At 64.5% G+C, this 20,347-nt stretch carries 19 protein-coding genes, 2 tRNA genes and 2 pseudogenes; 9 read left to right on the top strand and 14 right to left on the bottom strand.

Annotated elements, in window-relative coordinates; all coding sequences use genetic code 11:
* Positions 1 to 23 precede the first annotated feature (23 nt).
* A complete protein-coding gene (locus E2481_RS10260) occupies positions 24 to 1,397 on the bottom strand; it encodes an ATP-binding protein (protein ID WP_136717046.1) in 1,374 nt (457 codons plus the stop codon).
* 240 nt (positions 1,398 to 1,637) lie between these two features.
* On the opposite strand from E2481_RS10260, the gene E2481_RS10255 reads away from it, so the two are divergent.
* Positions 1,638 to 2,792 carry a thiolase family protein gene (locus tag E2481_RS10255; protein WP_136717045.1) on the top strand — a complete coding sequence of 385 codons (1,155 nt, stop codon included), beginning with the start codon at positions 1,638 to 1,640 and terminating at the stop codon, positions 2,790 to 2,792.
* A 255-nt stretch (positions 2,793 to 3,047) separates the two neighbouring features.
* Positions 3,048 to 3,755: a DUF47 domain-containing protein gene (locus E2481_RS10250; protein ID WP_136717044.1), complete on the top strand. Its 708-nt coding sequence runs from the start codon at positions 3,048 to 3,050 to the stop codon at positions 3,753 to 3,755.
* A 322-nt stretch (positions 3,756 to 4,077) separates the two neighbouring features.
* On the opposite strand, the gene E2481_RS10245 is transcribed toward E2481_RS10250, so the two are convergent.
* Positions 4,078 to 4,737 carry a helix-turn-helix domain-containing protein gene (locus E2481_RS10245; protein ID WP_136717043.1) on the bottom strand — a complete coding sequence of 220 codons (660 nt, stop codon included), beginning with the start codon at positions 4,735 to 4,737 and terminating at the stop codon, positions 4,078 to 4,080.
* Between the two features lie 224 nt (positions 4,738 to 4,961).
* Between E2481_RS10245 and E2481_RS10240 the strand changes: the two are divergent.
* Positions 4,962 to 5,342 (top strand): annotated as a pseudogene (locus E2481_RS10240) (PaaI family thioesterase); the annotation flags it as partial.
* Between the two features lie 113 nt (positions 5,343 to 5,455).
* Here the strand turns inward: E2481_RS10240 and E2481_RS10235 are convergent.
* The 6 genes and pseudogenes from E2481_RS10235 to E2481_RS10205 all read right to left on the bottom strand — a co-directional run bounded on the left by E2481_RS10235 (position 5,456) and on the right by E2481_RS10205 (position 11,039).
* Complete coding sequence (locus tag E2481_RS10235) at positions 5,456 to 6,466, bottom strand: DUF4352 domain-containing protein (RefSeq protein WP_136717041.1); 1,011 nt, start codon at positions 6,464 to 6,466, stop codon at positions 5,456 to 5,458.
* Positions 6,467 to 6,519: 53 nt separating this feature from the next.
* A complete protein-coding gene (locus E2481_RS10230) occupies positions 6,520 to 8,205 on the bottom strand; it encodes an aldehyde ferredoxin oxidoreductase family protein (RefSeq protein WP_136717040.1) in 1,686 nt (561 codons plus the stop codon).
* 200 nt (positions 8,206 to 8,405) lie between these two features.
* Positions 8,406 to 9,272 (bottom strand): annotated as a pseudogene (locus tag E2481_RS10225) (RNA-guided endonuclease InsQ/TnpB family protein); the annotation flags it as partial.
* Between the two features lie 351 nt (positions 9,273 to 9,623).
* Entirely contained in the window at positions 9,624 to 10,103 is a 480-nt protein-coding gene (locus E2481_RS10215) for a hypothetical protein (RefSeq protein WP_136717037.1), read from the bottom strand.
* 80 nt (positions 10,104 to 10,183) lie between these two features.
* Positions 10,184 to 10,255, bottom strand: a tRNA-Thr gene (locus tag E2481_RS10210).
* A gap of 58 nt (positions 10,256 to 10,313) precedes the next feature.
* The gene (locus E2481_RS10205; RefSeq protein WP_136717036.1) at positions 10,314 to 11,039 is read right to left on the bottom strand and encodes a DUF7114 family protein; all 726 of its coding nucleotides are present in this window, start codon (positions 11,037 to 11,039) and stop codon (positions 10,314 to 10,316) included.
* Positions 11,040 to 11,100: 61 nt separating this feature from the next.
* Here E2481_RS10205 and E2481_RS10200 point away from each other — a divergent pair, with 61 nt between their 5' ends.
* Together E2481_RS10200 and E2481_RS10195 are read left to right on the top strand one after the other, a co-directional pair.
* Positions 11,101 to 11,802, top strand: coding sequence for an enoyl-CoA hydratase/isomerase family protein (locus tag E2481_RS10200; protein WP_136717035.1), 702 nt, complete (start codon positions 11,101 to 11,103; stop codon positions 11,800 to 11,802).
* A 69-nt stretch (positions 11,803 to 11,871) separates the two neighbouring features.
* Positions 11,872 to 12,543: a hypothetical protein gene (locus tag E2481_RS10195; protein ID WP_136717034.1), complete on the top strand. Its 672-nt coding sequence runs from the start codon at positions 11,872 to 11,874 to the stop codon at positions 12,541 to 12,543.
* On the opposite strand, the gene E2481_RS10190 is transcribed toward E2481_RS10195, so the two are convergent.
* Together E2481_RS10190 and E2481_RS10185 are read right to left on the bottom strand one after the other, a co-directional pair.
* Positions 12,540 to 13,394 (bottom strand): NAD+ synthase, encoded by an 855-nt coding sequence (locus tag E2481_RS10190; RefSeq protein WP_136717033.1) that lies wholly within the window; start codon positions 13,392 to 13,394, stop codon positions 12,540 to 12,542. The two genes, E2481_RS10195 and E2481_RS10190, sit on opposite strands and share 4 nt — an antisense overlap.
* 156 nt (positions 13,395 to 13,550) lie before the next feature.
* Positions 13,551 to 14,420: a DUF4397 domain-containing protein gene (locus E2481_RS10185; RefSeq protein WP_169302416.1), complete on the bottom strand. Its 870-nt coding sequence runs from the start codon at positions 14,418 to 14,420 to the stop codon at positions 13,551 to 13,553.
* Positions 14,421 to 14,827: 407 nt separating this feature from the next.
* Here E2481_RS10185 and E2481_RS10180 point away from each other — a divergent pair.
* Positions 14,828 to 14,898: transfer RNA gene (locus E2481_RS10180), tRNA-Gly, on the top strand.
* A gap of 558 nt (positions 14,899 to 15,456) precedes the next feature.
* Here E2481_RS10180 and E2481_RS10175 read toward each other — a convergent pair.
* A complete protein-coding gene (locus E2481_RS10175) occupies positions 15,457 to 16,017 on the bottom strand; it encodes a zinc ribbon domain-containing protein (RefSeq protein WP_136717031.1) in 561 nt (186 codons plus the stop codon).
* Between the two features lie 823 nt (positions 16,018 to 16,840).
* Between E2481_RS10175 and E2481_RS10170 the strand changes: the two genes are divergently transcribed.
* From E2481_RS10170 to E2481_RS10160, 3 genes are all read left to right on the top strand, one after another.
* Positions 16,841 to 17,185 carry a winged helix-turn-helix domain-containing protein gene (locus E2481_RS10170; protein ID WP_136717030.1) on the top strand — a complete coding sequence of 115 codons (345 nt, stop codon included), beginning with the start codon at positions 16,841 to 16,843 and terminating at the stop codon, positions 17,183 to 17,185.
* A gap of 1 nt (position 17,186) precedes the next feature.
* Positions 17,187 to 17,498, top strand: a complete 312-nt coding sequence (locus tag E2481_RS10165; protein ID WP_136717029.1) for a DUF7521 family protein — start codon at positions 17,187 to 17,189, stop codon at positions 17,496 to 17,498.
* Positions 17,499 to 17,561: 63 nt separating this feature from the next.
* Entirely contained in the window at positions 17,562 to 17,876 is a 315-nt protein-coding gene (locus E2481_RS10160) for a DUF7521 family protein (RefSeq protein ID WP_250137786.1), read from the top strand.
* Between the two features lie 101 nt (positions 17,877 to 17,977).
* Here E2481_RS10160 and E2481_RS10155 read toward each other — a convergent pair whose 3' ends face one another.
* The 3 genes from E2481_RS10155 to E2481_RS10145 all read right to left on the bottom strand — a co-directional run bounded on the left by E2481_RS10155 (position 17,978) and on the right by E2481_RS10145 (position 20,327).
* Positions 17,978 to 18,364 (bottom strand): tautomerase, encoded by a 387-nt coding sequence (locus E2481_RS10155; protein ID WP_136717028.1) that lies wholly within the window; start codon positions 18,362 to 18,364, stop codon positions 17,978 to 17,980.
* Positions 18,365 to 18,489: 125 nt separating this feature from the next.
* A complete protein-coding gene (locus E2481_RS10150; protein ID WP_136717027.1) occupies positions 18,490 to 19,329 on the bottom strand; it encodes an ABC transporter permease in 840 nt (279 codons plus the stop codon).
* Positions 19,329 to 20,327: an ABC transporter ATP-binding protein gene (locus E2481_RS10145; protein ID WP_136717026.1), complete on the bottom strand. Its 999-nt coding sequence runs from the start codon at positions 20,325 to 20,327 to the stop codon at positions 19,329 to 19,331. Before E2481_RS10145 ends, E2481_RS10150 begins: the two co-directional genes overlap by 1 nt.
* Between the last annotated feature and the right edge of the window lie 20 nt (positions 20,328 to 20,347).

Raw genomic sequence — 20,347 nt, 5'->3', positions numbered from 1 at the left:
AAAAGCCCGACCCTTCGGCCGCGTTAGTCGTCCGCCTCGCCGTCGTGACTGTGATCGTGGTCGTGGCCGTCGTGGGCGTGGTCCGCGTCGTCGCTCCCGCCGGAGATGTCGCCGCCGGCGACGAGGGCGTCGGCGTCGCCGTCGATCATGTCGAGGTTCTTGAGGTTGTCCCGTTCCTCGAAGTCGGCGACGGCGTCTTCTAAGTCCTGCTGGGTGAGGGTGGTCCGCTCTTCGGTCAGCGCCGAGAGGACGGCCTCCCGGAGCACCAGACGGAGGTCGCTCCCGGTGAGGCCCTCGGTGATCTTGGCGAGTTCGTCCGGTTCGAAGTCGATGATGTCCATCTCCCGCGTGACGACTCGCAGGATGTCCGAGCGCATTCCCCGGTCGGGCTTGGGGAAGTTGACGATCTCGTCGAAGCGCCGCCAGGCCGCCGCGTCGAGCTGGTCGGGGTGGTTCGTCGCCCCGATCAGGAGTACCTCGTCGTCGATGAGGCTGATGTCGTCGATGCTCTTCAGGAGGGTGTTGACCGCGCGCTTGATCGCGGCGTGTTCGTCCGACGAGCGCGTCTTCGCGACGAAGTCGAACTCGTCCATGAAGAAGATACACGGGGCGAGCCGGCGGGCGACCTCGAAGGACTTCTCGACGTTTTTGGCCGTCTCGCCGAGGTACTGGCTGGTGATCATCGACAGCTTCACTTCGACGAACGGGAGCTGGAGGTCGTGGGCCAGCGCGCGGGCGACCGAGGTCTTCCCGGTCCCCGGCGGCCCGACGAAGAGGAGTTTCCCGATCTCGCGGAGGCCGATCTGGGCGAGGTAATCCCGGTGTTCGATGGCCTTGACGATCTTGTGGATCTCGCCTTCCTGGTCCCCGGTCAACACGAGGTCGTCCATCGTCATCTCGACTTCCTCGGGCGCGCGGATGTCGACGAGGTCTAACATCTCCTCTTCTTCCTCGTCGTCGAAGTACTCGTCGAGCAGGCTGTCGATCCAGACGCGGTCGGCGCGGGCCGGCCGGTTGGCCTCGCGGGCCTCGGCGTGGGTCACGTCGAACTCCGCGCCGTACTCGGCCGCGAGCGTGGGATTCCCGCGGATGCGCTCCTCGTCGGCGCGGTCGAGGAACCACTCCTCGGCCAGCTCCTGGTCGGTGAACTCGATGTCGCCGGAGAAGTCGTCCCGGTCGGTGAACATCAGGTCGCCGACGGCGTCCCAGGGCCGCTCGACGCCGGTGGCGTCGGTGGTCGTTCCCCCGGTCGCCGACAGCGGTCGTTCGATGCGGCCGTCGCTCCAGAACACCTGCCGGTAGGCCGGCGGCAGGTCGTCCTCGTCTAGATCGCGATCCCCATTGTACACGGCCGTCGTAAGCAGGAACTCGACGACGTCCAGCTCCGGGTTACTCATTCCCACCACCGTTACCGCGCGACGGATATAAGCTCCCCGGACTCGACCGCAGGATGGGAGAGAGCCCCTACCAGACGCCACGGATCGTTTCGTCGGTTGTTAGGTTCTACTTATCTCAGATTAACACCGGTAAAGCGGCTCGTATCCGGGACACCACCGGGTCTGGCGTGCGAGACAACTGTTAGTGCAGGTGTTACCAGTTCGACGGCATTTAACATGATGGACCGTGATTGGGTGGGTATGGCAGAGAACACACCTGTCGTTGTGCAGGCTTACCGAACCCCCCAGGGCAAAGAAGACGGCGTCTACGCGGACGTTCGCAGCGAGGACCTGTCGATCCCGCTGATCAACGAGATGCTCGCCGAGACCGGCCTCTCGGGCGACGACGTCGACGACCTCCTCTGGGGCTGTGCCCAGCAGCGCGGGGAGCAGGGCAACAACCTGGCGCGCGTCATCGCGCTCCTCTCGGACCTGGGCGAGTCCGTCCCCGCGACGACGATCAACCGCTGGTGTGCCTCCTCGGCACAGTCGATCATCTCCGCGAGCGACGCGATTCGAGCCGGCCAGCGCGACGTACTCATCGCGGGCGGCGTCGAGAGCATGTCCCGCGTGAAGATGGGCCAGAACACCGCGAACGTCCACCCGCGGATGAACGACGACTACAACGTCGCCGAACTCGACATGGGGATGACCGCCGAGAAGGTCGCCGAGGAGTACGACGTGTCCCGTGAGACCCAGGACGAGTACGCCGCTCGGTCCCAGCAGCGCGCCGTCGAGGCCACCGAGGAAGGCCGCTTCGACGACGAGATCATCCCGATCCAGGGCCACGACGAGGATGGCAACGAGATCACCGTCGAGAAAGACGAGGGCCTGCGCCCGGGGACCACCGCCGAGAAGCTGGGCGAACTGCCGACCGTGTTCAAGGCGGACGGGACGGTCACGCCCGGCAACGCCAGTCAGGTCTCCGACGGGGCCGCCGCGACGATGATCACGAGCAAGGACTTCGCCGAGGATCACGGCCTGGACATCCTCGCGGAGATCGGCGGCAACAACGTCGCCGGCGTCGACCCCACAGTGATGGGGATCGGCCCGGTCCCCGCGACGCGCGGGCTCTGTGAGCGCACCGGTCGCGACCCCGAGGACTACGATCTGGTCGAACTCAACGAGGCCTTCGCCTCCCAGTGTGTCTACTCGCAGAACGAACTCGGCTTCGACGACGACATCTACAACGTCAACGGCGGCGCAATCGCCATCGGCCACCCGCTCGGTGCCTCCGGTGCCCGCCTGCCCGTCACGCTCATCCACGAGATGAACAAGCGCGACGCCGAACTCGGCCTCGCGACCGAATGTGTCGGCTTCGGTCAGGGCGCGGCCATCGAGTTCCAGTTGCCCTGAACGAGTCAGTTGGACGGCCACGAGCGGAGTGAGTGGCCGCTTTTTGATCCAGATTTTTGCGCGAGTGGTCACGAGCGCAGTGAGTGACCCGAGCGGAAAAAGGTGGCAGCGGCGCGGCCATCGAGTTCCAGCTGCCCTAGACTGTCGGTCACACACCACTCGCCTTTCTTTCACGGTAGACGCTCGATACGGGTGTAGAGCCGCATATAGCACTCATAGCAACCGACTACCCCGGCGGACCGATACTCGTGTCTGATGTCTGATACGCAGACCGTCGCGTTCCGGGAGCAGTTCCGAGACCTGAGCAGCCGGTATCTGAACACCGTCCTGACGTGTACGGCGGGCGTGCCGGTCGTCATCGAATGCTACGGAACGGACGAGGACGCCTTCCAGCGGGAATGTCAACGAGTGTCGGGACTGGAGTCGGACTGTGACGCGCTTCTCGGGGAGATCCGGACGACGGTGGGCGATTCGATGCCGCCGAACTTCACGGGCGTGTACTTCCAGCCCGAGAGCGTCCTCGAACTGTTCGCACACATCGACGAGATCGCCAACTACGCCGAGCGGTTCTGTGCGGAGCTGGCGGCGATGCAACCGGCGCTTACCGACACCGAACGCGCCGACTTCGTGCGGATGGCCGACCTCGTCGTCGAGGGGACGGAAACGCTCGTGGACGCGACGGGCGACGTTCGGGCGGCGCTCTGTGGCTCCGGGATCGAGACGGCGATCGGGTCGCAGGTGTCGACCGTCGCACGGCTCGAATCCGCCTGTGACACGGCGCGGGACAAGTTGCTCTCGGCGGCCTTCGCGGACGAGGCGACGCCGGCGGCGCTCGTCGTCCGGGAACTCATCGTCACGCTCGAGGAGGCGATGGACGCCGTCGAGGACGCCGCCAACCACCTCGCCTACGTCGACAGCGCGATAGTCGAAACTGGCGATACACACGAAGGAATCGATTGGTAGACCAGATGGAACACGACCAGGGTCCTAGGAGCGACTTACGAGGGAATCCGTCGTGGTCGCGAGCGCCAACCACTCCATAACTACGGTGCTACTGGCGCTCTACTCGACGTGGAGGTGGAAACGCCACCAGTGGTTGATCACCGGTCCCGACGGCTCGATCACCCATCGAACTAGGAGTATCGACGTGTCACCCGAGCGCCGGTCACAGCGTCACGCCACGCTGACCGGACAGTCCCCTCTCGTCGCCCGTGACCCGATTCGGCGCTCGGGACCCCGGAAACCCCTCTCCCCATCCACCCTTTCGATACGAACGATCGTCCCGTCAGTTCACCGTACTCGCGATGATGCGAGCTTCGATACGGTTGAGGTGTTCGCCGACGGTGCCGACGGTACAATCACAGGCCTCGGCGATCTCCTCGTAGGTGGCCTGCCTGGGCACCTCGTAGTAGCCGAGTTCGACGGCGGCTTCGAGCACCTCGCGCTGGCGCTCGGTGAGGCCGGCGACCGCGCGGCTGTCGTCGGGCTGGAAGGTCCCCATCTCCGTGGCCTCGGCCTTGATCGAGTCGGGGACGTTGGCCAGTGCCTCCTGGATGTTGTCGTCGCTACCGATGACGGTGACCCGGAGCCACCCCTCGCTGGTGAACTGGAGGGGGAGGTCCAGCACGAGTCGGTAGTCGTCGAGCAACTGGAGGAGGCCGACCGCGGGGTCGCTGTCGTCGAAGTGGACGTAGGCGTAAAAGCCCGAATCGCCGGGGATCAGTTCCCAGTCGAGCGCGCTCGGGTGGGCCTCGAAGACGGCTTCGGCCGCGGCTTCGTCCCCCCGGAGGCCAACGAGGACGACCCCCGTCTTGTCCTCCCGGAGGCTGATGTATTTCATCTGCTCCGGCGTGATGTCCGGGTCCTCCTTGAGCGCGGCAATCGTGGGATGGAAATCGCTGTCCTCCAGCGGGATGAGCGTGAAGGTGAAATACCGCATCGTCATCCGTTGCCCCCCGGCCGCGACGGTCGGATCGCTGACTGCTCGGCAGGTGCCCGTACTGGCTGTCGATCGTGGAACGCGTGCGATGGTGTCATACTCTCCCCGGCCCGTGGCGAAACGGCGGTCGGCCCCGTCTCCGTGGCCCCCGATAGCACACCCCGCCACTCGTCTGGTAAAATCCGGTTCGTGTTCTGAACCCTTATTTCCCAGTGATTGAATGTGTCCGTATGGACGTCACCGAGCTGTTCTCGTATATGCCGTTTACGAACCTGCTGGGCATCGAACTGACCGAAGCCGGCGACGGCTACGCCGAGGGCCGCGTCGAGATGCGCGAGGAACTGTCGTCGGTGCCCGGCGGGTCGGTCGCACACGGCGGCGTCACCTACTCGCTGGCGGATACGGTCGGCGGCGCGGCGGTCATCTCGCTCAACGAGGACGTCTCGCCGACCATCGACATGCGAATGGACTACCTCGCGCCGGCCACCGACGACCTCGTCGCCGAGGCAGAAGTCCTCCGGATGGGCGGGAACGTCGCCGTCGCCAGCATCGAGGTCCACGACGTCGAGGACCACCACGTCGCGACCGCGCGCGGCGTCTACAAGACCGGCGGCGACAGCGAGGACACGCCGTGGCTCGACGGCGACCGGGACGAGAACGCGGCGGACGGCCGCGACGGGTCGGCGACGTACGGTCGAGCCGAGAACGGGGAGGAACCCACCGACTAGAGCTCCCAGAACCGCCGGAACCCGTCGAAATCGATGGAGAAGTCGAAGACGAAGTGGAGCGACCCCGCGGTTTCGGGCACGGCGTAGGGGATCTCACCAGTTCGAGAATTGCCCGCCGCGATCTGTTTCGAGCGGGGGAACCCGTCCGAGAGCGCGTCTCTCGCGTCGTCCTGTATCCCGTAGGCTCGGCCCCTGCCGTCTTTCACGCTCGTGTGATAGATCGTCCGTACGGTCTGTGGTTCGTCCGTCCCGTTCTCGACGGTGATCTTCGGGACCACGAACACCCGCCCCTCGCCGGCACCCGACCCGCCGATGCTCTCGGCGACGCGGGCGCCATCGACCGTCACGGACAGCCCGCCGTCAGTGACCGTCTCGCCGACGTCGTACGTAACGACGTCGAGTGACTGTTCGAGCGTCACGCCCTCGTCGTTCGTCTCCGAGAGGTCGACGGTCACGCGGTCGAAGGAGATCGCCGGGGAATCGAACGTGAACACGGCGCTGAGACCGGTCGCGTCGGCCGGCGCCTGGAACAGGATCCGGCCCCAGACGAGTTCGCCCGGAGCGAGTTGCTCGGCGCGGACCTCCGCGCCCGCGTCGGTGCCGAACACCCGTCGCGGGTACCGGTCCCCCTCGTCGTCGCGGAGGTGCATCCGCATGTTGTCGAACGTGAGGTACTCACCCGACGTGCGGTTCTTGATCCGGAGTTCGATCGAGGGGAACGCCTCGTCGCCCACCGTCTGCTTGTCGGTGCTTTCGACGACCAGCGCGAGTTTCTCGTCGGCGACGACCTCGCCCATGCGCGCCGTCGGTTCGGGCCCGTCGGCAGTCGTGTACCCAACTTCGGTCTCGGTGGCCGTCGGCGTGTTCGTCCGTTGTCCCCGGGTCCCGATCGGCGGGTTCGTCGGGGTCGACGACCCGCCGCCGGAACACCCGGCCAGCGCGAGCGCTCCGAGCGCAGCGCCCGACTGCAGCAATCGTCGACGTGAGAACGGCGTCTCGGCGGTCATGTACCGGGCGTAGGCGAACCCCCGGCATAAGCTTCCTGCAACGGACCGAGGAGTCAGTCGCCGGCCGCCGACGTCCCACCGACCGTCTCGTCGGGCACGGTACCGTCGTCGTTCCAGCCCCGCAGATCGTAGTAGTTCGACAGTTCCGCCGACAGTCCTTCCAGATCGTAGGGGAGTGCCTCGTCGTCGGCGCGGTCCTTCCCGCGCTTGTTGTGGAAGTGGCGCTCCATCTCGACGATGCGGCTCCCCACGTCCATCAACTGGTCGTAATCGGCCTGGAACAGCGCCTCGTAGCGCTCCTCGCTCATGTTCGAGAAGGAGAACTTACAGAGGACGCCGCTGTCTTTCAGCGCGTTCAGGTTCTCCAGTTCGATGATCTTCTCGGATTTGCCCGCGACGCCCTCCTTCTCCATGGCCTCGTTGGGTGCGACGAGCGGGTACTCGTAGTTGTACACCTCGGCGTACATGTGGTCGGCCCCGCGGTTCGAGGTGGCGAAGGACAGTCCCTGGCCGTTGAGCGTGCGGCCGTCGTGGGCGGCGAACTCCATGCCTTTCATCGTCCAGTTCTCCACGCCGAGTTCCTCGTGGGCGCGGTCGATCCCCTCCGCGAGCAGGTCGCCCTCCTCCTCGCGGTAGGCGATCTTGTCGACGAGTTCGTGGATCAGGTCGACGTTGCCGAACTCGTCGTTGGCGGCGAGGTAGGCCGACACCGTATCGCCACAGGAGATGGTGTCCAGTCCGAGTTCGTCACAGCGCTGGTTGGCCTTCATGATCTCGACGAAGTCGTCGACGAGCGCGTTGGACCCGAAGGCCATCACTGTCTCCCACTCAGGGCCTTCGGTGGTGAGGCCGCTCTCCTCGTCTTTGGTCGGGAGTTTGCAGGCGAACGCACACGACGAGCAGGTCCCCTTCTTGTACTTGTGGTCGATGACGGCCGAAGAGCCGATCGACTCCATCCCGTCGTAGGACAGTTCCTCGAAGTACTTCGTCGGGACGGCCTGGACGGCGTTCGCGTAAGAGGACACCGAGACGGTTCCGGCGTCTTTCATCGGACTGTCCGAAGTGGCCGCCTCCTGGTGGACGGCGTCCACGACGTCGTCCTCGAGTTCGATCTCGGGACGGGAGTCGCCGTCGAAGGTGAGGAACTTGATGTTCTTCGACCCCAGCACCGCGCCGAGGCCCCCGCGGCCGAACGCGCGGGACTCGGACGTGATGATGGATGCGAAGCGCACCTCGTTTTCCCCGGCCGGGCCGATGATGGCCGTGTGTTCCATCCCCAGGTCGTGTTCGTCCTCGATGTAGTCGATGACCTCGTCGGTCTCGGCTTCCTCTAGGTCCGGCACCGACTCGAAGGTGACGCCGTCGTCGCGGACGTGCAGGCCGACGAGTTCGTCGCTGGCACCCGTAATCTCGACCGCCCCGTAGCCCGTGTCGGCGAAGGGCCGAGACATGAACCCGCCCGCGTTCGAGGAGAGCAGGCCGTCGGTCAGCGGCGAGAGCCCCGTACAGTTCATCCGTCCAGTGAAACTCATCTGTGAGGTCTGGAGCGGCCCTGTCGCAAACACCAGCCGGTTTGCCGGCCCGAGCGGGTCGGCGTCGAACGGAATCCGGTCGTGGGCGAGTTTCGTCCCCACACCCCGGCCCCCGATGAACGACTGGAGCACGTCGTCGATGTCTTCCTCCGTCGTCGTTCGGTCCCCCACGTCGATACTGAGCAGCGGTCCGTTCCCGTGAATCATTGACATCCACGGCAATGGGTCCCGAACTAATAAATCGACGGCAAGTAGTTGCGGGGTAGTTATGAAGGGCTCTGGAACGGCGGCGGTCACGAGAGTGTGGATTGCACAGACGAAACGGAGGCGTGGACATCGAACGCAGGCCGAACTTTTCAGCGGTCGAGTTGCGTGAAAACCTAGGCCGGAATATCAACGACCGATCCCTACTCGCTCGGGGCAGTTGCCCGCTCGCTTGCAGTCGGGATCGGTTTGTCAGTGGACTCTACCTCGATCTCCTGCTCGGAGTAGGGGACGAACCCCCGATTCGGTTTCACCGTCCCTGACTTCAGGGCGAGTTGACCGTCGCCCGTCCGTCGCGAGTCCTGTAGCCCGCGACGGACAGACCGCCAGCCGATGTTCTTTGCTGCGTTGTAATCCGCGTTCGCAGTGGCCCCACATTGTGTACACGTGAAGTGGTCGCGTGTGATTCGATTCCGCTCACTCGTGTGGCCACACTCACAACAACGCCGACTCGTGTTTGCCGGCGGGACAAACTCGACAGCGATGCCGAGAGCCTCGGCCTTGTACTGGACGAGTTGAACGAGTTGCCTGTGAGCCCACTGGTGGAACTTCCGTTTCTTCGGTAGCGAGTCGCGGATATGCTTCAAGTTCTCGAACGCGATGTGAGTACACTCGAAATACACCGCTTCCGCGAGAATACGGGTCGAGACGTTGTGCAGGTAGTCTCGGTTGTACCGTTTTTCACGGCTTCCACGACGGTCGAGAGTCCGGTGGGCTGACTGTGTCCCAGTCGCTTGCAAACCACTACGGACCTGCTCGAACTGGCGATGCTCGTGAAGTAGTTCCCGACCGGACTCGAAGTGTGCGGTACTGGTGACTGCGAGGTTCTCGATCCCGAGGTCGACCCCGAGAACTGTCCTGTCCTCGGCGGCATCCGTTTCGGAATCTCCGGGTTTCGGCCTCCGAAAGCCGAGATGGAGGAAGTACTCATCATCGCGTGCTGATAGCGTCGACTCCGTCAGTTCCCATCGTTCGTCGTTCAAGAACCAGTGTTGGTAGCCCGACTCGTCGAGCGTGTCATAGAACTCTTCACATGCTACAGTCAAGTTTATTACTATTATAGCAGACTAATTGCTTAGAAATCCGTGCACTAGGTGCACAACGTTTAGAGCCGGTTAGAGAGTGCCTTTTCGTTTCCGAATTATGATTTCTCGCACCCGTTTAACGTGATTTGACTCGGATTGAACGAATGCTGTGAGGATCGCTTCCACGATCTCGGAGCGGCTGACTCCGAGATCGTCACACTCATCAACCAGTTCATCCACTTCTTGCAAGATTTCCTCGTCAACAGCGACCCCGAACTTCTCTTTGGCCATAGCTACAACAATCTAAGAACAGCGTGCACCAAGTGTACGGCGCTTTCAATCCGCTAGAGCTGATTCAGCAAATCGTGAAAACTCTTCTATGACACGCTCCGACTCGTCGGCAGGCAAACAGAGATCACACCGAATCCGGTTTTCGGTGGTCGAGAGCGAGACGGTGTCATCGTCGAAGAGGGTCATCGTATTAGCGTCGTACGTTACTGTCGGCGCAGTGAACTCGGGTTTCGATCGGCCTCGGCTGGATTCGTCCTGGTCTAGAATACCTTTGAGCGCTTCTGCCGCCTGAAAACACGCGAGAATAGCGTGTTGGCTTCCGAGGTCGGTCTCGTCGCGGATTTTATCGTAGGCAAGCGACTGTAGTTTCCGTTTTCGGGTTTCGGATCGGTTCCACCCGACCGAAGCGGCAATGTTCGCACCGCGACGCCACGAATCGATAGTCTCCTCCAGGAGAGAAGCCTGCTCATCCGACACTGAAAGACGCGTTACTGCGGTACGTCGCAGATACTCGTCGGCTACCACACATTTACATACACCAGCCAGATACTTAAATTAAATCGAGAGTTGTGCTTAGTTGCGAACTTCTAAGCGAGTCGAGAAAAAGCCTAGGGCGGGAATTGAACCCGCGGTCTCGTCCTTACCAAGGACGCGCTTTACCGCTAAGCTACCCAGGCACACCGTCGCGTCGTGTGCGACTGAGGATTGCAGGAGATTGTCTTTATGGGTTTCGGTTTAGTGGTCGGCGGAGGTCCGGGCCTCGCCGGCCGGCGGGGAATCGGTGCTCACCAGTCCGGCTAGTCGGTCGAGGACTGCCTCGGTGAACACGGCGTCGGCCGGCGGCAGGGCGCTCCCCGAGTCGGCCAGATCGGTGACGAACTCGCGGAGGTGGACGGGTGCACTGCCGCCGGCACCGGTCGTGCCGGCGACGACGGCGAGTTCGAGCACGTCGGCTTCGAGGTTGCTGTCGAGGGTCGGGTCGTCGGTTTCGCGGCGGACGGTCTGGTCGCGGCCGAAGGAGCGGACGACAGAGACGGCGGCCTCGGCGGCTTCCGTGCGGGCGAGCAGGTAGAACCCGCGGGCGACCAGGATGTCGGCGACGAGCACGTCGATGTCGGCCGCGGCGGCGGCCCGCGAGCGGCCGTCGGACTCCGGTCGGTCGGCGGCGACCGGGACGGGTTGCCAGGCGTCGGTGGATTCGCCGGCGTCCCAGGGGCTCTCGTGGGCCAGCGCTCGCGTCAGGCGCAAGCCCTCGTAGATGAGCTGGACGCCGGCAGCACGCTCGTCGATGCCGTCGTGGCCGACCGCGTCGTCGACGGCCCCTGCGCTACAGAGCGTGAGGACGCCGGGAGCCATCGACCCGGTCTCGACGCGTTGCTCGATGCGCTCGAAGAGCCGGGCGGGATCGACGTCGTCGACTGCCTCCAGCGCCGCTTGCCGGACCGCAGCGGCTTCCTCCATTACCCCGGCCTAGCGGGGGGAAAGGCAAAGACCTTTGGAAACGACCGACCACGACCGTCCAATGCTTTCGATCACCGACGAGGGTTCGCTGCGAGTCCTCACGCTGGACCGGCCCGACCGCCGGAACGCGCTGATGCCGGCGGGTCTGGACGCGCTCGAACGGGCGGTCGTCGAGACCGACGCGCCCGTGATCTACCTCCGGGGTGCCGGCGACGCCTTCTGTGCCGGGGCCGACCTCGACGTGGTCGCGGATCTAGAGGGCGAGGACGCCGGGGCCTTCGCCGAGCGCGGCCAGGCCGTCGCCCGGACCATCGAGACGAACGACAGCGTCGTCGTCGCCGGTATCGACGGGGCGGCACGGGGCGGCGGCGTCGAACTGGCGCTCGCCTGTGACCTGCGGATCGCCACGGAGCGGGCGACGTTCGCGGAAACGGGCGTCACGCTCGGGCTGTTCGGTGCCTGGGGTGGGACCGTCCGTCTCCCGCGGGTCGTCGGCGAGGGGGAAGCGATGGACATCGCCCTGTCCGGCCGGGTCGTCGACGCCGAGGCGGCACTGCGGATGGGGCTGGTCTCCCGGGTCGTCGACGACCCGAAGGCCGTCGCGGAGTCGCTGACGGACAACGACCACGGCGCGCTCGCGACCCTGAAGGAGCGGATGCGGGACACGGCACCGCCGGAGACGCAGGAACAGCGCGAGGCCGAGGCGTTCGCGCAGCTCGTCGAGCGGGCGCCGCTCGACCGGAACGCGGGGGCCGGGGAGTGAGAAACTCTCGGGAACCGAAAAGGTTGAATCCGGGAATCGCCAAGCGTTTCGGACGACAAGGGAGAGCACATGCCGGATTGTAACTACTGTGAGGAGTCGTTCGCCGACGAGGAGGCCTATCTCGAACACCTCCACGCGGCGCACGACGAGGGGGAACTCAGTCGAATCGATCGACGGCGCGTCGAACAGGAAGTGGGGTACGAGGAGGATGGGGGGCTCCCGACCGGTCCGCTAATCATTGGCGGACTGCTCCTGTTCACCATGGGCGTGCTGGTGTACGTGACGTTTTTCGTCTGGGGTGGCAGCGGTACCGCGTCCGGCCCGATGGCTGACGTGGCACAGACGCCGACGAACGTCGGCGACGCACACGAACACGGGAAGATCAACGTCACCATCGACGGGCAGACGCTGGATTTCAGTCAGGCACGGTTCCAGAACCCACAGGAATCACCGGCGTTTCATTTCGAGGGCGGTGACGGGTCAGCCTGGCACGTCCACGCCGAGGGCGTGACCCTCGAATACGGGATGGCGACGCTGGGCATCGACGTCAACCGGACCGCCGTGACCTACCAGGACACGACCTACCGCGACAGCGACCCGAACACGAACGTCATCGTCCAGGTGAACAACGAGTCGGTCAACCCGGCGACGTACGAACTCAGTGGCGTCGACTCAGCCACCGGACAGGGTGGGGACTTCGTCCGCATCATCGTCGAGACGAACGTCTCCGAGAGCAACTAGGACAGCGGCTCCGGCCCCGGCGGCATCCGCCGTTTGTGCGCACTCTTCTCGTAGAGCTCTCGGACGTGCGTGACGAGGTCGGTATCGACCGCTATAGCCCGGGCCGTCGCGGATTTCGACAGCGGTCCGTCGACGTGGAGTGCGAGAATCGAATCGAGCGTGTCGTAGTCGAGCCCGAGTTCTTCCTCGTCGGTCTGGCCCGACCACATCTCCGCGCTGGCGGTCTTCTCCGCGAGGTCGTCCTCGACACCGAGGTGTTTGGCCAACTGGCGGACCTGTCCTTTGTAGAGGTTCGCGATGGGATGACAGTCGACGGCCCCGTCGCCGTATTTGGTGTAGTACCCCACCAGCGCCTCGCTTCGGTTGCCCGTCCCCAGTACCAGCGCGTTTCGGCGGTTCGCCGCGAAGTAGTTGAGCACTCCCCGCGTCCGGACGCGAAGGTTCCCCACGGCGGTCTTGAGCGGGTCAGTCGTCGCGTCCACGTCGGGGTCGACGTCCGGGACGGCGTCGAGCATCGCGTCGACGATGGGTTCGATCTCGACGACGTCGTAGGAGATGTCGAGCGTCTCGGCGACGCGTTCGGCGTCGCTCATGTTTTGCTCGCGGTTGACCTCGCTGGGCATCACCAGCCCGTGGACGTGGTCGGGGCCGAGCGCGTCGACGGCGAGATACGCGGTCGTCGTGCTGTCGATGCCGCCCGAGAGGCCGATGACGGCGTCATTTACCCCGGCGGCGTCGAGTTGGTCTCGGACGAACGCGACGATGTGCTCCCGGTGGCGTTCCAGTTCGGCGTCCGACAGCGAGAGGTCGAGCGGCTGCTGCGCGCGCTCGACGGTGTTCGCTTCTGACATGGGTACCGGTTAGGCCGGTGGGAACTATACGCTTTCCACTCCGGGGGTTTCGGTTGCGATCGTTGGTATCGAGCGCGGAGAATCGAAAAAACGTTCAGTTCGATCGGCGGTCCCCGACGAACCGCTGAGTCGCGTTCAGCCGTTCCGACGACGTGGCTACGGTGCCGGCGAACCAGGTCCGCCGGTCTGGTTGCCGGGTTGTTCGGGCGGGGTCATTCCGCCGTTACCGGGTTGTTCGGCCGTCTCGTCTTCGAGGAGCAACACTCGGAACTCCTCGTCACCGGGGGCCTCTTCGGGGTCGAGGTAGCCGGCGGCGATGGCCGTGTACGCCTGACCGCCCTCGGTGGTGACGTTCACTTCCTGGACGACCTCACCGTCGCCCTCGGGCGTGGCCGCACGGACTTCGAGGGTGTAGTCGCCCGGCGGCACGGTTTCGTAGTCGGTCGCGTTGGCGAAGCTCACGTTGTCGAACAGCACGTCACCGCTTTCGGCGACTGTCACGTCGACAGTGGGCGCGTCGGGCGAGAGGTGCGCAAGGCGGACCATGGACTCGTCGTCGCCGGGTTGGGCGTCGTCGACGAGCAGGACCGGCGCGAACTCGCGTTCGGCGTCGGGGCTGATCTCACCGGACGCGGCGATGGTGAACTGGCCCGGCCGGACCGGGATGTCCTGCTGGAACACCACGTTGCTCGCGTTGCCGGCCTCGGTGATCGTGACGTTGTGCATCCCGGGCTGGAGCGACACGTAGTCGGTCTCGTTCCCGAACATCAGGTCCTCGACGGCCGGTTCACCGTCGACGTAGATGTCGACGCCCGGCGCGTCAGGCGACGCGTGGACGAGTCGGACCTGTGCCTCCGCTTGGCCCTGTCCCTGACCCCCGTCCTGGGGTTGCGTTTCGTTCTGTGGTGTCTCCTGTGGCACTGCGGCCGCGCCACCGACGACTGCCACGCCGGCGATCGCGACGGCGACCAGCGTGAGAGCGACCAGTTGTACCCGAGTCAATCCTCTGTTTGTGCTGCCAGACATGCACAGCAACCATTGGCCGACACCATCTTCGTTATGAGTGACGTATCCAGAATCGCCGGACAGCGCCCAATGACAGGTCACCTGAAAGACCTTCTTTCCGAAAAATCGTCCGAGAGGTGCCCGCATCCGCCAGGAGGCAGACGAGACAACCCCGACAGCGACCCGTCCGTAACCGGAACCGGATCACACTGATTCCCGACTATCCGGCTGAGACCCGGAAACAGTGGGTAGCTTACCGAAATCGCTCGGCCGTTTCGTCGGGCTTTCGAGGCAGTCAACGGGCGGGGAGCGCGGTGTCCGGAAACGCTACGTTCAAGTGCCGCGGTGCGATACGAACTCAACGTGCGCGCCGGTGTCCTGCGGAACGGAGTGACGCAGGGCTGGGCGCGAGTGAGCAAAGCGAACGAGCGCCGGTGGTCTAGTGGTAGGACATGAGCTTCCCAAGCTCATAGCCCGGGTTCAATTCCCGGCCGGCGCAGTGAGCGAGCCTGCGAGCGAACGAGCAGGGCAGGAATTGAACCCTGCCAGTCGCGCGGAACGGAGTGAGCACGTCTGGCTCCGGTTCAATTCCCGGCCGGCGCATCCTACACCCGTTCCTTCTGTCTGTTTTGGCCGGTCTGACAACAGACCGATGAAAACCACTACGCTAACGGTAGCCGGTCAGTCACCGCTACTACTGGATCGAAAGCACAGCTTCGACAGTACCCGTTCACTCTCTCTTGTCGTTCGGGAAACTGGTTCACGAAGCAGCCGACGGAAAGGGCTAACTGTGAGTTATGATGTCAGGCAATCAATTGGTCAATGAGTAGGTGCTACTGTGGACCATGACCCGTCAGATTCAGACCGACGATACGGACGTACCGGACGCCCCGCCCGAGAAGATGGGAGGAATTCAGTTGGTTCCCAAGCCGAGCAGATGTGACACAAGCAGGTTGAGACGACTGTGCGGTACATCCTACCGGACGAGGAGAAGAGCCGGGAGCCACTGAACCAAGGCGGATAGCTGTATTCGTTTCGACGAGGCCTCTCTCAAGGATTATGCTGTAGGTTCACCTGATGAGACTTGTTTTTGTCGTCGGTAGTAGTACTTGACTCCCGGAGCCAGTGCGATAACGACTAAGCCGACCTCTGTGAGGAGGAGCCCGATCTGCTGTTCATTCATCGGAAGGTTCGAAGACAGGATGAAGGCAAGCCCCACTAGGGCCAGACCAGCCCCCGCCAGCATGTTTCGCAACGACCAGTCTTCATCATCAAGAACCAACGGAGAGAGAACAACAGCACCGACGATTATCGGGAAGTAGCCTACTGCACCGATGTCGATTCCGGAGTGTGTGACCAACGCAGATGGTGAGTACCACGGTAGGAAGGACCCGACAATTGCCAGCAGACCACCGAGGATCATCATGTATTCACTTCGGTGAAACTGCCTCCCCAACACTGACACGTACTCGCTACTCTCCGCTGAATTCGGTTCTGCTTGAACCTCCGTTCTTGTCCGACTGTCAATCTGATGACCACAGTCGGGGCAGTAGTTTGCTCCCGAGATGTCAGACCCGCATTGAGGGCAGAAATCACCCCGTTGTTCTGACTGACTCATACGAGCATGATGTTTGGCTTTGATGATAAATTTCGGGACAGTCTTCTTGGGCTCGATTGGAGTACCCGATGAACCCACTTCGTTTCGGATGAGTCGTCGGACCCGAGACGCATGAATGCATACCTGTGTTCGGTCGAGGGGTGGCCCTTTGTTGAAGTTCAGGAAATAAGACATCATCCGAAATGCCCGCTTGGAGTGTCGGAGAACCACCTCGAAAAGTCGGGACCGAATCGGCTACGACCCCTCACGTCGGACACGACACAGGTGCCACGGTCGAAACACATCAGGAGTACCATTCTCCCCGATGATGGAAAGAGAACCTCCTCCTGCCCCTATATACCTCCGGAGAGTGGGTGAGTGGCTTCTCGAGATCATAGACCGGATTCAATTCCCGGCCGGCGCACTTCTGCGACGGACTGACGTGCGGAGTAACGCAGTCATCGGGAACCGACGGTCACGAGTCGCATCGGTCGAGTAGCTGGAGGTCACTACACGGTGTGGAGTGGAAACAAAGGGAAGGGCAGGGGAAGGGTCGGGGACCGGTGACGACGGGCGTGTCGTCGGGAGTCGGTGGCAACCGACCGCTGGTGGGCCGATGCCGTGGCAGGGTGGGCATCGCGGTGCGGGCAGGCACCCACCAGCGAAGCAGGTGCGTGCGGAGGCCTCGTCGGGCGGCGAGTGGGCGCACCGGGACGGGGCGGTACGTCCCGGGGCGGCCCCCGCACATGGGTTGATGAGTGGAGCGATAGTAATGGGACACCCACGGTTTCTGGGCCAGAAAACGTGGTCGTTTTTTTAAGTATCCAGTCGGAGAACCCTCCGGATGCTCGTGGACGAGGATGACGACGAACTCTTCGCGTTGCTCGACGACGAGTACGCGCGCTCGATCCTCGTCGCGACCAGCGTCGAACCGATGGCCGCCGACGCGCTCGCCGAGCGCTGTGGGGCCTCCGAACCGACGATTTACCGGCGCATCGACCGCCTGGAGTCGTTCGGCCTGCTCGCGAGCGACCAGCAACTCGACCCGGACGGCCACCACTACAAGACCTACACCGCCCGTCTGGAACGCGTCACGATCGAACTGGAGGACGGCGACCTCACCGTCGAGGTCGACCGGGCCGAGGACGCCGCCGATCGCTTCACCCGCCTCTACAAGGAGTTGAGATGAGATGACGGGCATGCTCGAAACCACGGGCGGGTCGACTGCGATCGTCATCGCGGCGATCGTCGGGCGGTTCCTGATGGGCGTGCTCGCGCTGGCGATCGCCTATCGCGCCTACACCGGCTACCGGAGCGCCCGCAGCAGGCCCCTGCTGTACCTGGCGGCCGGCCTGGTCTTCCTGGCCGTCGTCCCGACGATCGTCAGTTTCGTGTTGCCGACCGCGACCGACGTTTCGGCGCTCGACCGGACCGTCGTCACGACCGCCAGCGAACTGCTCGGCCTCCTCGTCATCCTGTACGCCATCTATGGTACGAACTGAGAGCCGATCCGCCGACGGTGTGTGCCCGCTCGGGAGCCACGCGACCAGACGGGAGGGGGCAGCGTGACGCCGATCGGTCGGTCGCTGCAGGCCGTCGGATCGCTCGATGCCGAGGCCGCGATCGTCGCACTGGGCTTCGTGACCGCGAGCGTCGGCGCGTTCGTCGCCTACCAGGCGTTTCGCGGCTACCGCCGCAACGACAGCCGACCGATGCTGCTGTTAGCCGTCGGCATCGGCCTGCTGACGGTCGTTCCCTTCGTCGTCGCTCGCGGCCTCCAGGTGGTCGCCCCGCTCTCGGACGCGCAGTACATCCTCCTCATCACCGGCTTCGACATCGCCGGGTTGAGCGCGATCCTCTACTCGCTGACGCGGGCATGATACGGTTTACTGGAGCTGTGTCCCGCGACGATCGCCCGCAATTGGGTGATCGATGTGGAAACGATCTACAGCAAACCGTATGAGTCGAGGGGATACCGCTATCACTCCCCCTCAGAGGGCTGCCACTCGGAGCCGACGCGATCGTACCCCATCATGTCCTGGCCGTCGTGTTCCGTGAACACGACCTTCATATTGGGCGTCGGGACGTCGAACTCCTCGGCTGCGAGGTCCATGACGGCGAGGGCGAACTCGCGTTTCGACTCGAACGGACGGCCCGCCCGAACGTCCGCGTCGAGAACGAGGCGGTCCTCGTCGGGGACCGCCCGGCCGATAGAGAGTTCGCCCGGCGAGCGATGGCGGACGACGACGGCCGCGTGGCTCGTTCCGGTCTCCATGCTTTCGCTGTAGCAGTTCCGCACCGAGTCGGCGAACGCCCGCGTCTCCTCGGGCGACATCGTGACGGTCGTCTCGAACTGAAGGAGCGGCATATCCGGATACTGCGGCGGCGGCCCGAAAAAGGAGTTGCACCGTCGTTCGGGTCGCTGGAACCCGTTCCCGCACCGACCGCCCGAACGCCGGCGGTCGTCGCGGTAGACAGTCACACCAGCCCGTCTCAGCCCAGTTCCGACCGGTCGAAGGCGAGATAGCCGACCGCGAGCGAGACGGCGGTCCACCCGACCATGACCAGCAGCGCGAACCACGACTGGTCGTAGGGTTCGTCGCCCTCGAACTGGCCGAACACGTCGTACTGGTCGAGCACACCCCCGTAGACGAGTTCCGTCGACTGGAGGTAGGCCGGGCCCGGCGAGAGCATCGTCAGGTAGCCCCGGGCCGTCTCGGAGAGTTCCGTCCCGAGCAGGCTGCCGACGGCGTCGAGGACCGTCCGCAGGTTGACCAGCGGGAAGAAGCCGAACCAGAACACGACGAGCACGAAGTACGCGCCCAGCGCGCCGAACATCGCCCGGGCACGGCTGGTCGTGGCCGCCGAGATGGCCAGGAAGACGCTGACGAACGTGAGCGTATACATCAAGGTCACCCCAGCGAACGTGAGGAACCGGAGCGGGTCCGGCGTGGTCGCGTACGTCGCCAGCGCGATGACGAACCCGACGAGGACGCCCAGCAGGACGGCCGCGGCGGCGGTCCCAAGCCGCGACCAGAGCTTCCCGGTGACGTAGTCCAGCCGGCTGTTGGGCAGGCCCATGCTGAATTTGATGCGGCCGCTGATGCGGTCGCCGGCGATGGAGAGATACACCAGCGGGGCGAGCACCAGCGGGAAGACGAAGGCGACCAGCGCCGACACGTCCCAGAGCACCCGGTACGGGTCGTCGTAGATGTTCATCTCCGCGGCGAATATCAGCCCGACGAGCGCGGTGAACACGCCGATGACGCCCAGAACGATATACGAGCGTCGGGCGTTGGTGAAGTCGTCGCGGGCGACGGTGTAGGCCCCCATCAGTCGTCACCTCCCGCCGCGGCGACCGCCGGTTCGGCCTCGGGCGCGTCGCCGGTCCGGCTGGTGTACTCCTCGAACAGCGCTTCGAGCGAGGCGTCCTCGATGGCGATGTCGCGGACCGCCGCCGCGTCGTCGAGCCGACGGAGCGCCGCCATCTTCGCGGTGGGTTCGTCGCAGGTGACCCGGACGCTCCCGTCGGTCGCGGATACCTCGCGGACGCCGTCGAGGCGCTCGACCGGCGAGAGGTCCGGCACCTGGTCGACGGTCGCCTCGACGACCGCCCCCGTCCCCAGTTGCTCGCGGAGGTCGTCGATGGTGTCGACCGCGACCATCTCGCCGTCGGCCATGATGCCGACGCGGTCACACACCTTCTGGACCTGGTCGAGCGCGTGGCTGGAGAAAAACACCGTCGCGCCGCGCTCGGCCTCCTCGCGGACGATGGTCCGCAACAGCTTGATCCCCTTCGGGTCCAGTCCGCTGGAGGGCTCGTCCAATATCAGGAGATCGGGGTCGCCGACCAGCGCGATCCCCAGCGCCAACCGCTGGGTCATCCCCTTCGAGTAGCCGCCCGCGGCGCGGCGAGCGTCGTCGGGGTCGAGGCCGACGCGGTCGGTGATCTCGTCGGGGTCGTCGTCGGCCCCCTTCGTCTCGATGGCCGAGCGGAGGTGTTCCCGGGCCGAGAGGTTCTCGTACACGTCGAACCCCTCGGGGAGGAGGCCGAGGCGGGACCGGAGCGCGCGCGAGTCACTGGTCGGGTCGTGACCCAGCACGTCCATGCTCCCGCTCGTCGGGTCGATGAACCCGAGCAGGAGGTTGATAGTCGTCGACTTTCCGGCCCCGTTCGGGCCGAGGAAGCCGAAGACCTCCCCGGTCTCGACCGTGAGGTCGAGGTCGTTCACGGCGAGAACGTCGCCGGACTCCGTCCGGTCGCCGAAGGGGCCGAATCCCCCGCTATCACGGAATCTGCGAGTCAAACCGGTCGTCTGGAGGGCAGGCATGCAATCGAACCGTCCACGGC

This window comes from Halorientalis salina (assembly GCF_005049285.1).
In the GTDB taxonomy this organism is placed as follows: domain Archaea; phylum Halobacteriota; class Halobacteria; order Halobacteriales; family Haloarculaceae; genus Halorientalis; species Halorientalis salina.
Note: the sequence above shows the minus strand (reverse complement) of the source record. Positions and strands in the feature narration are given on the sequence as shown.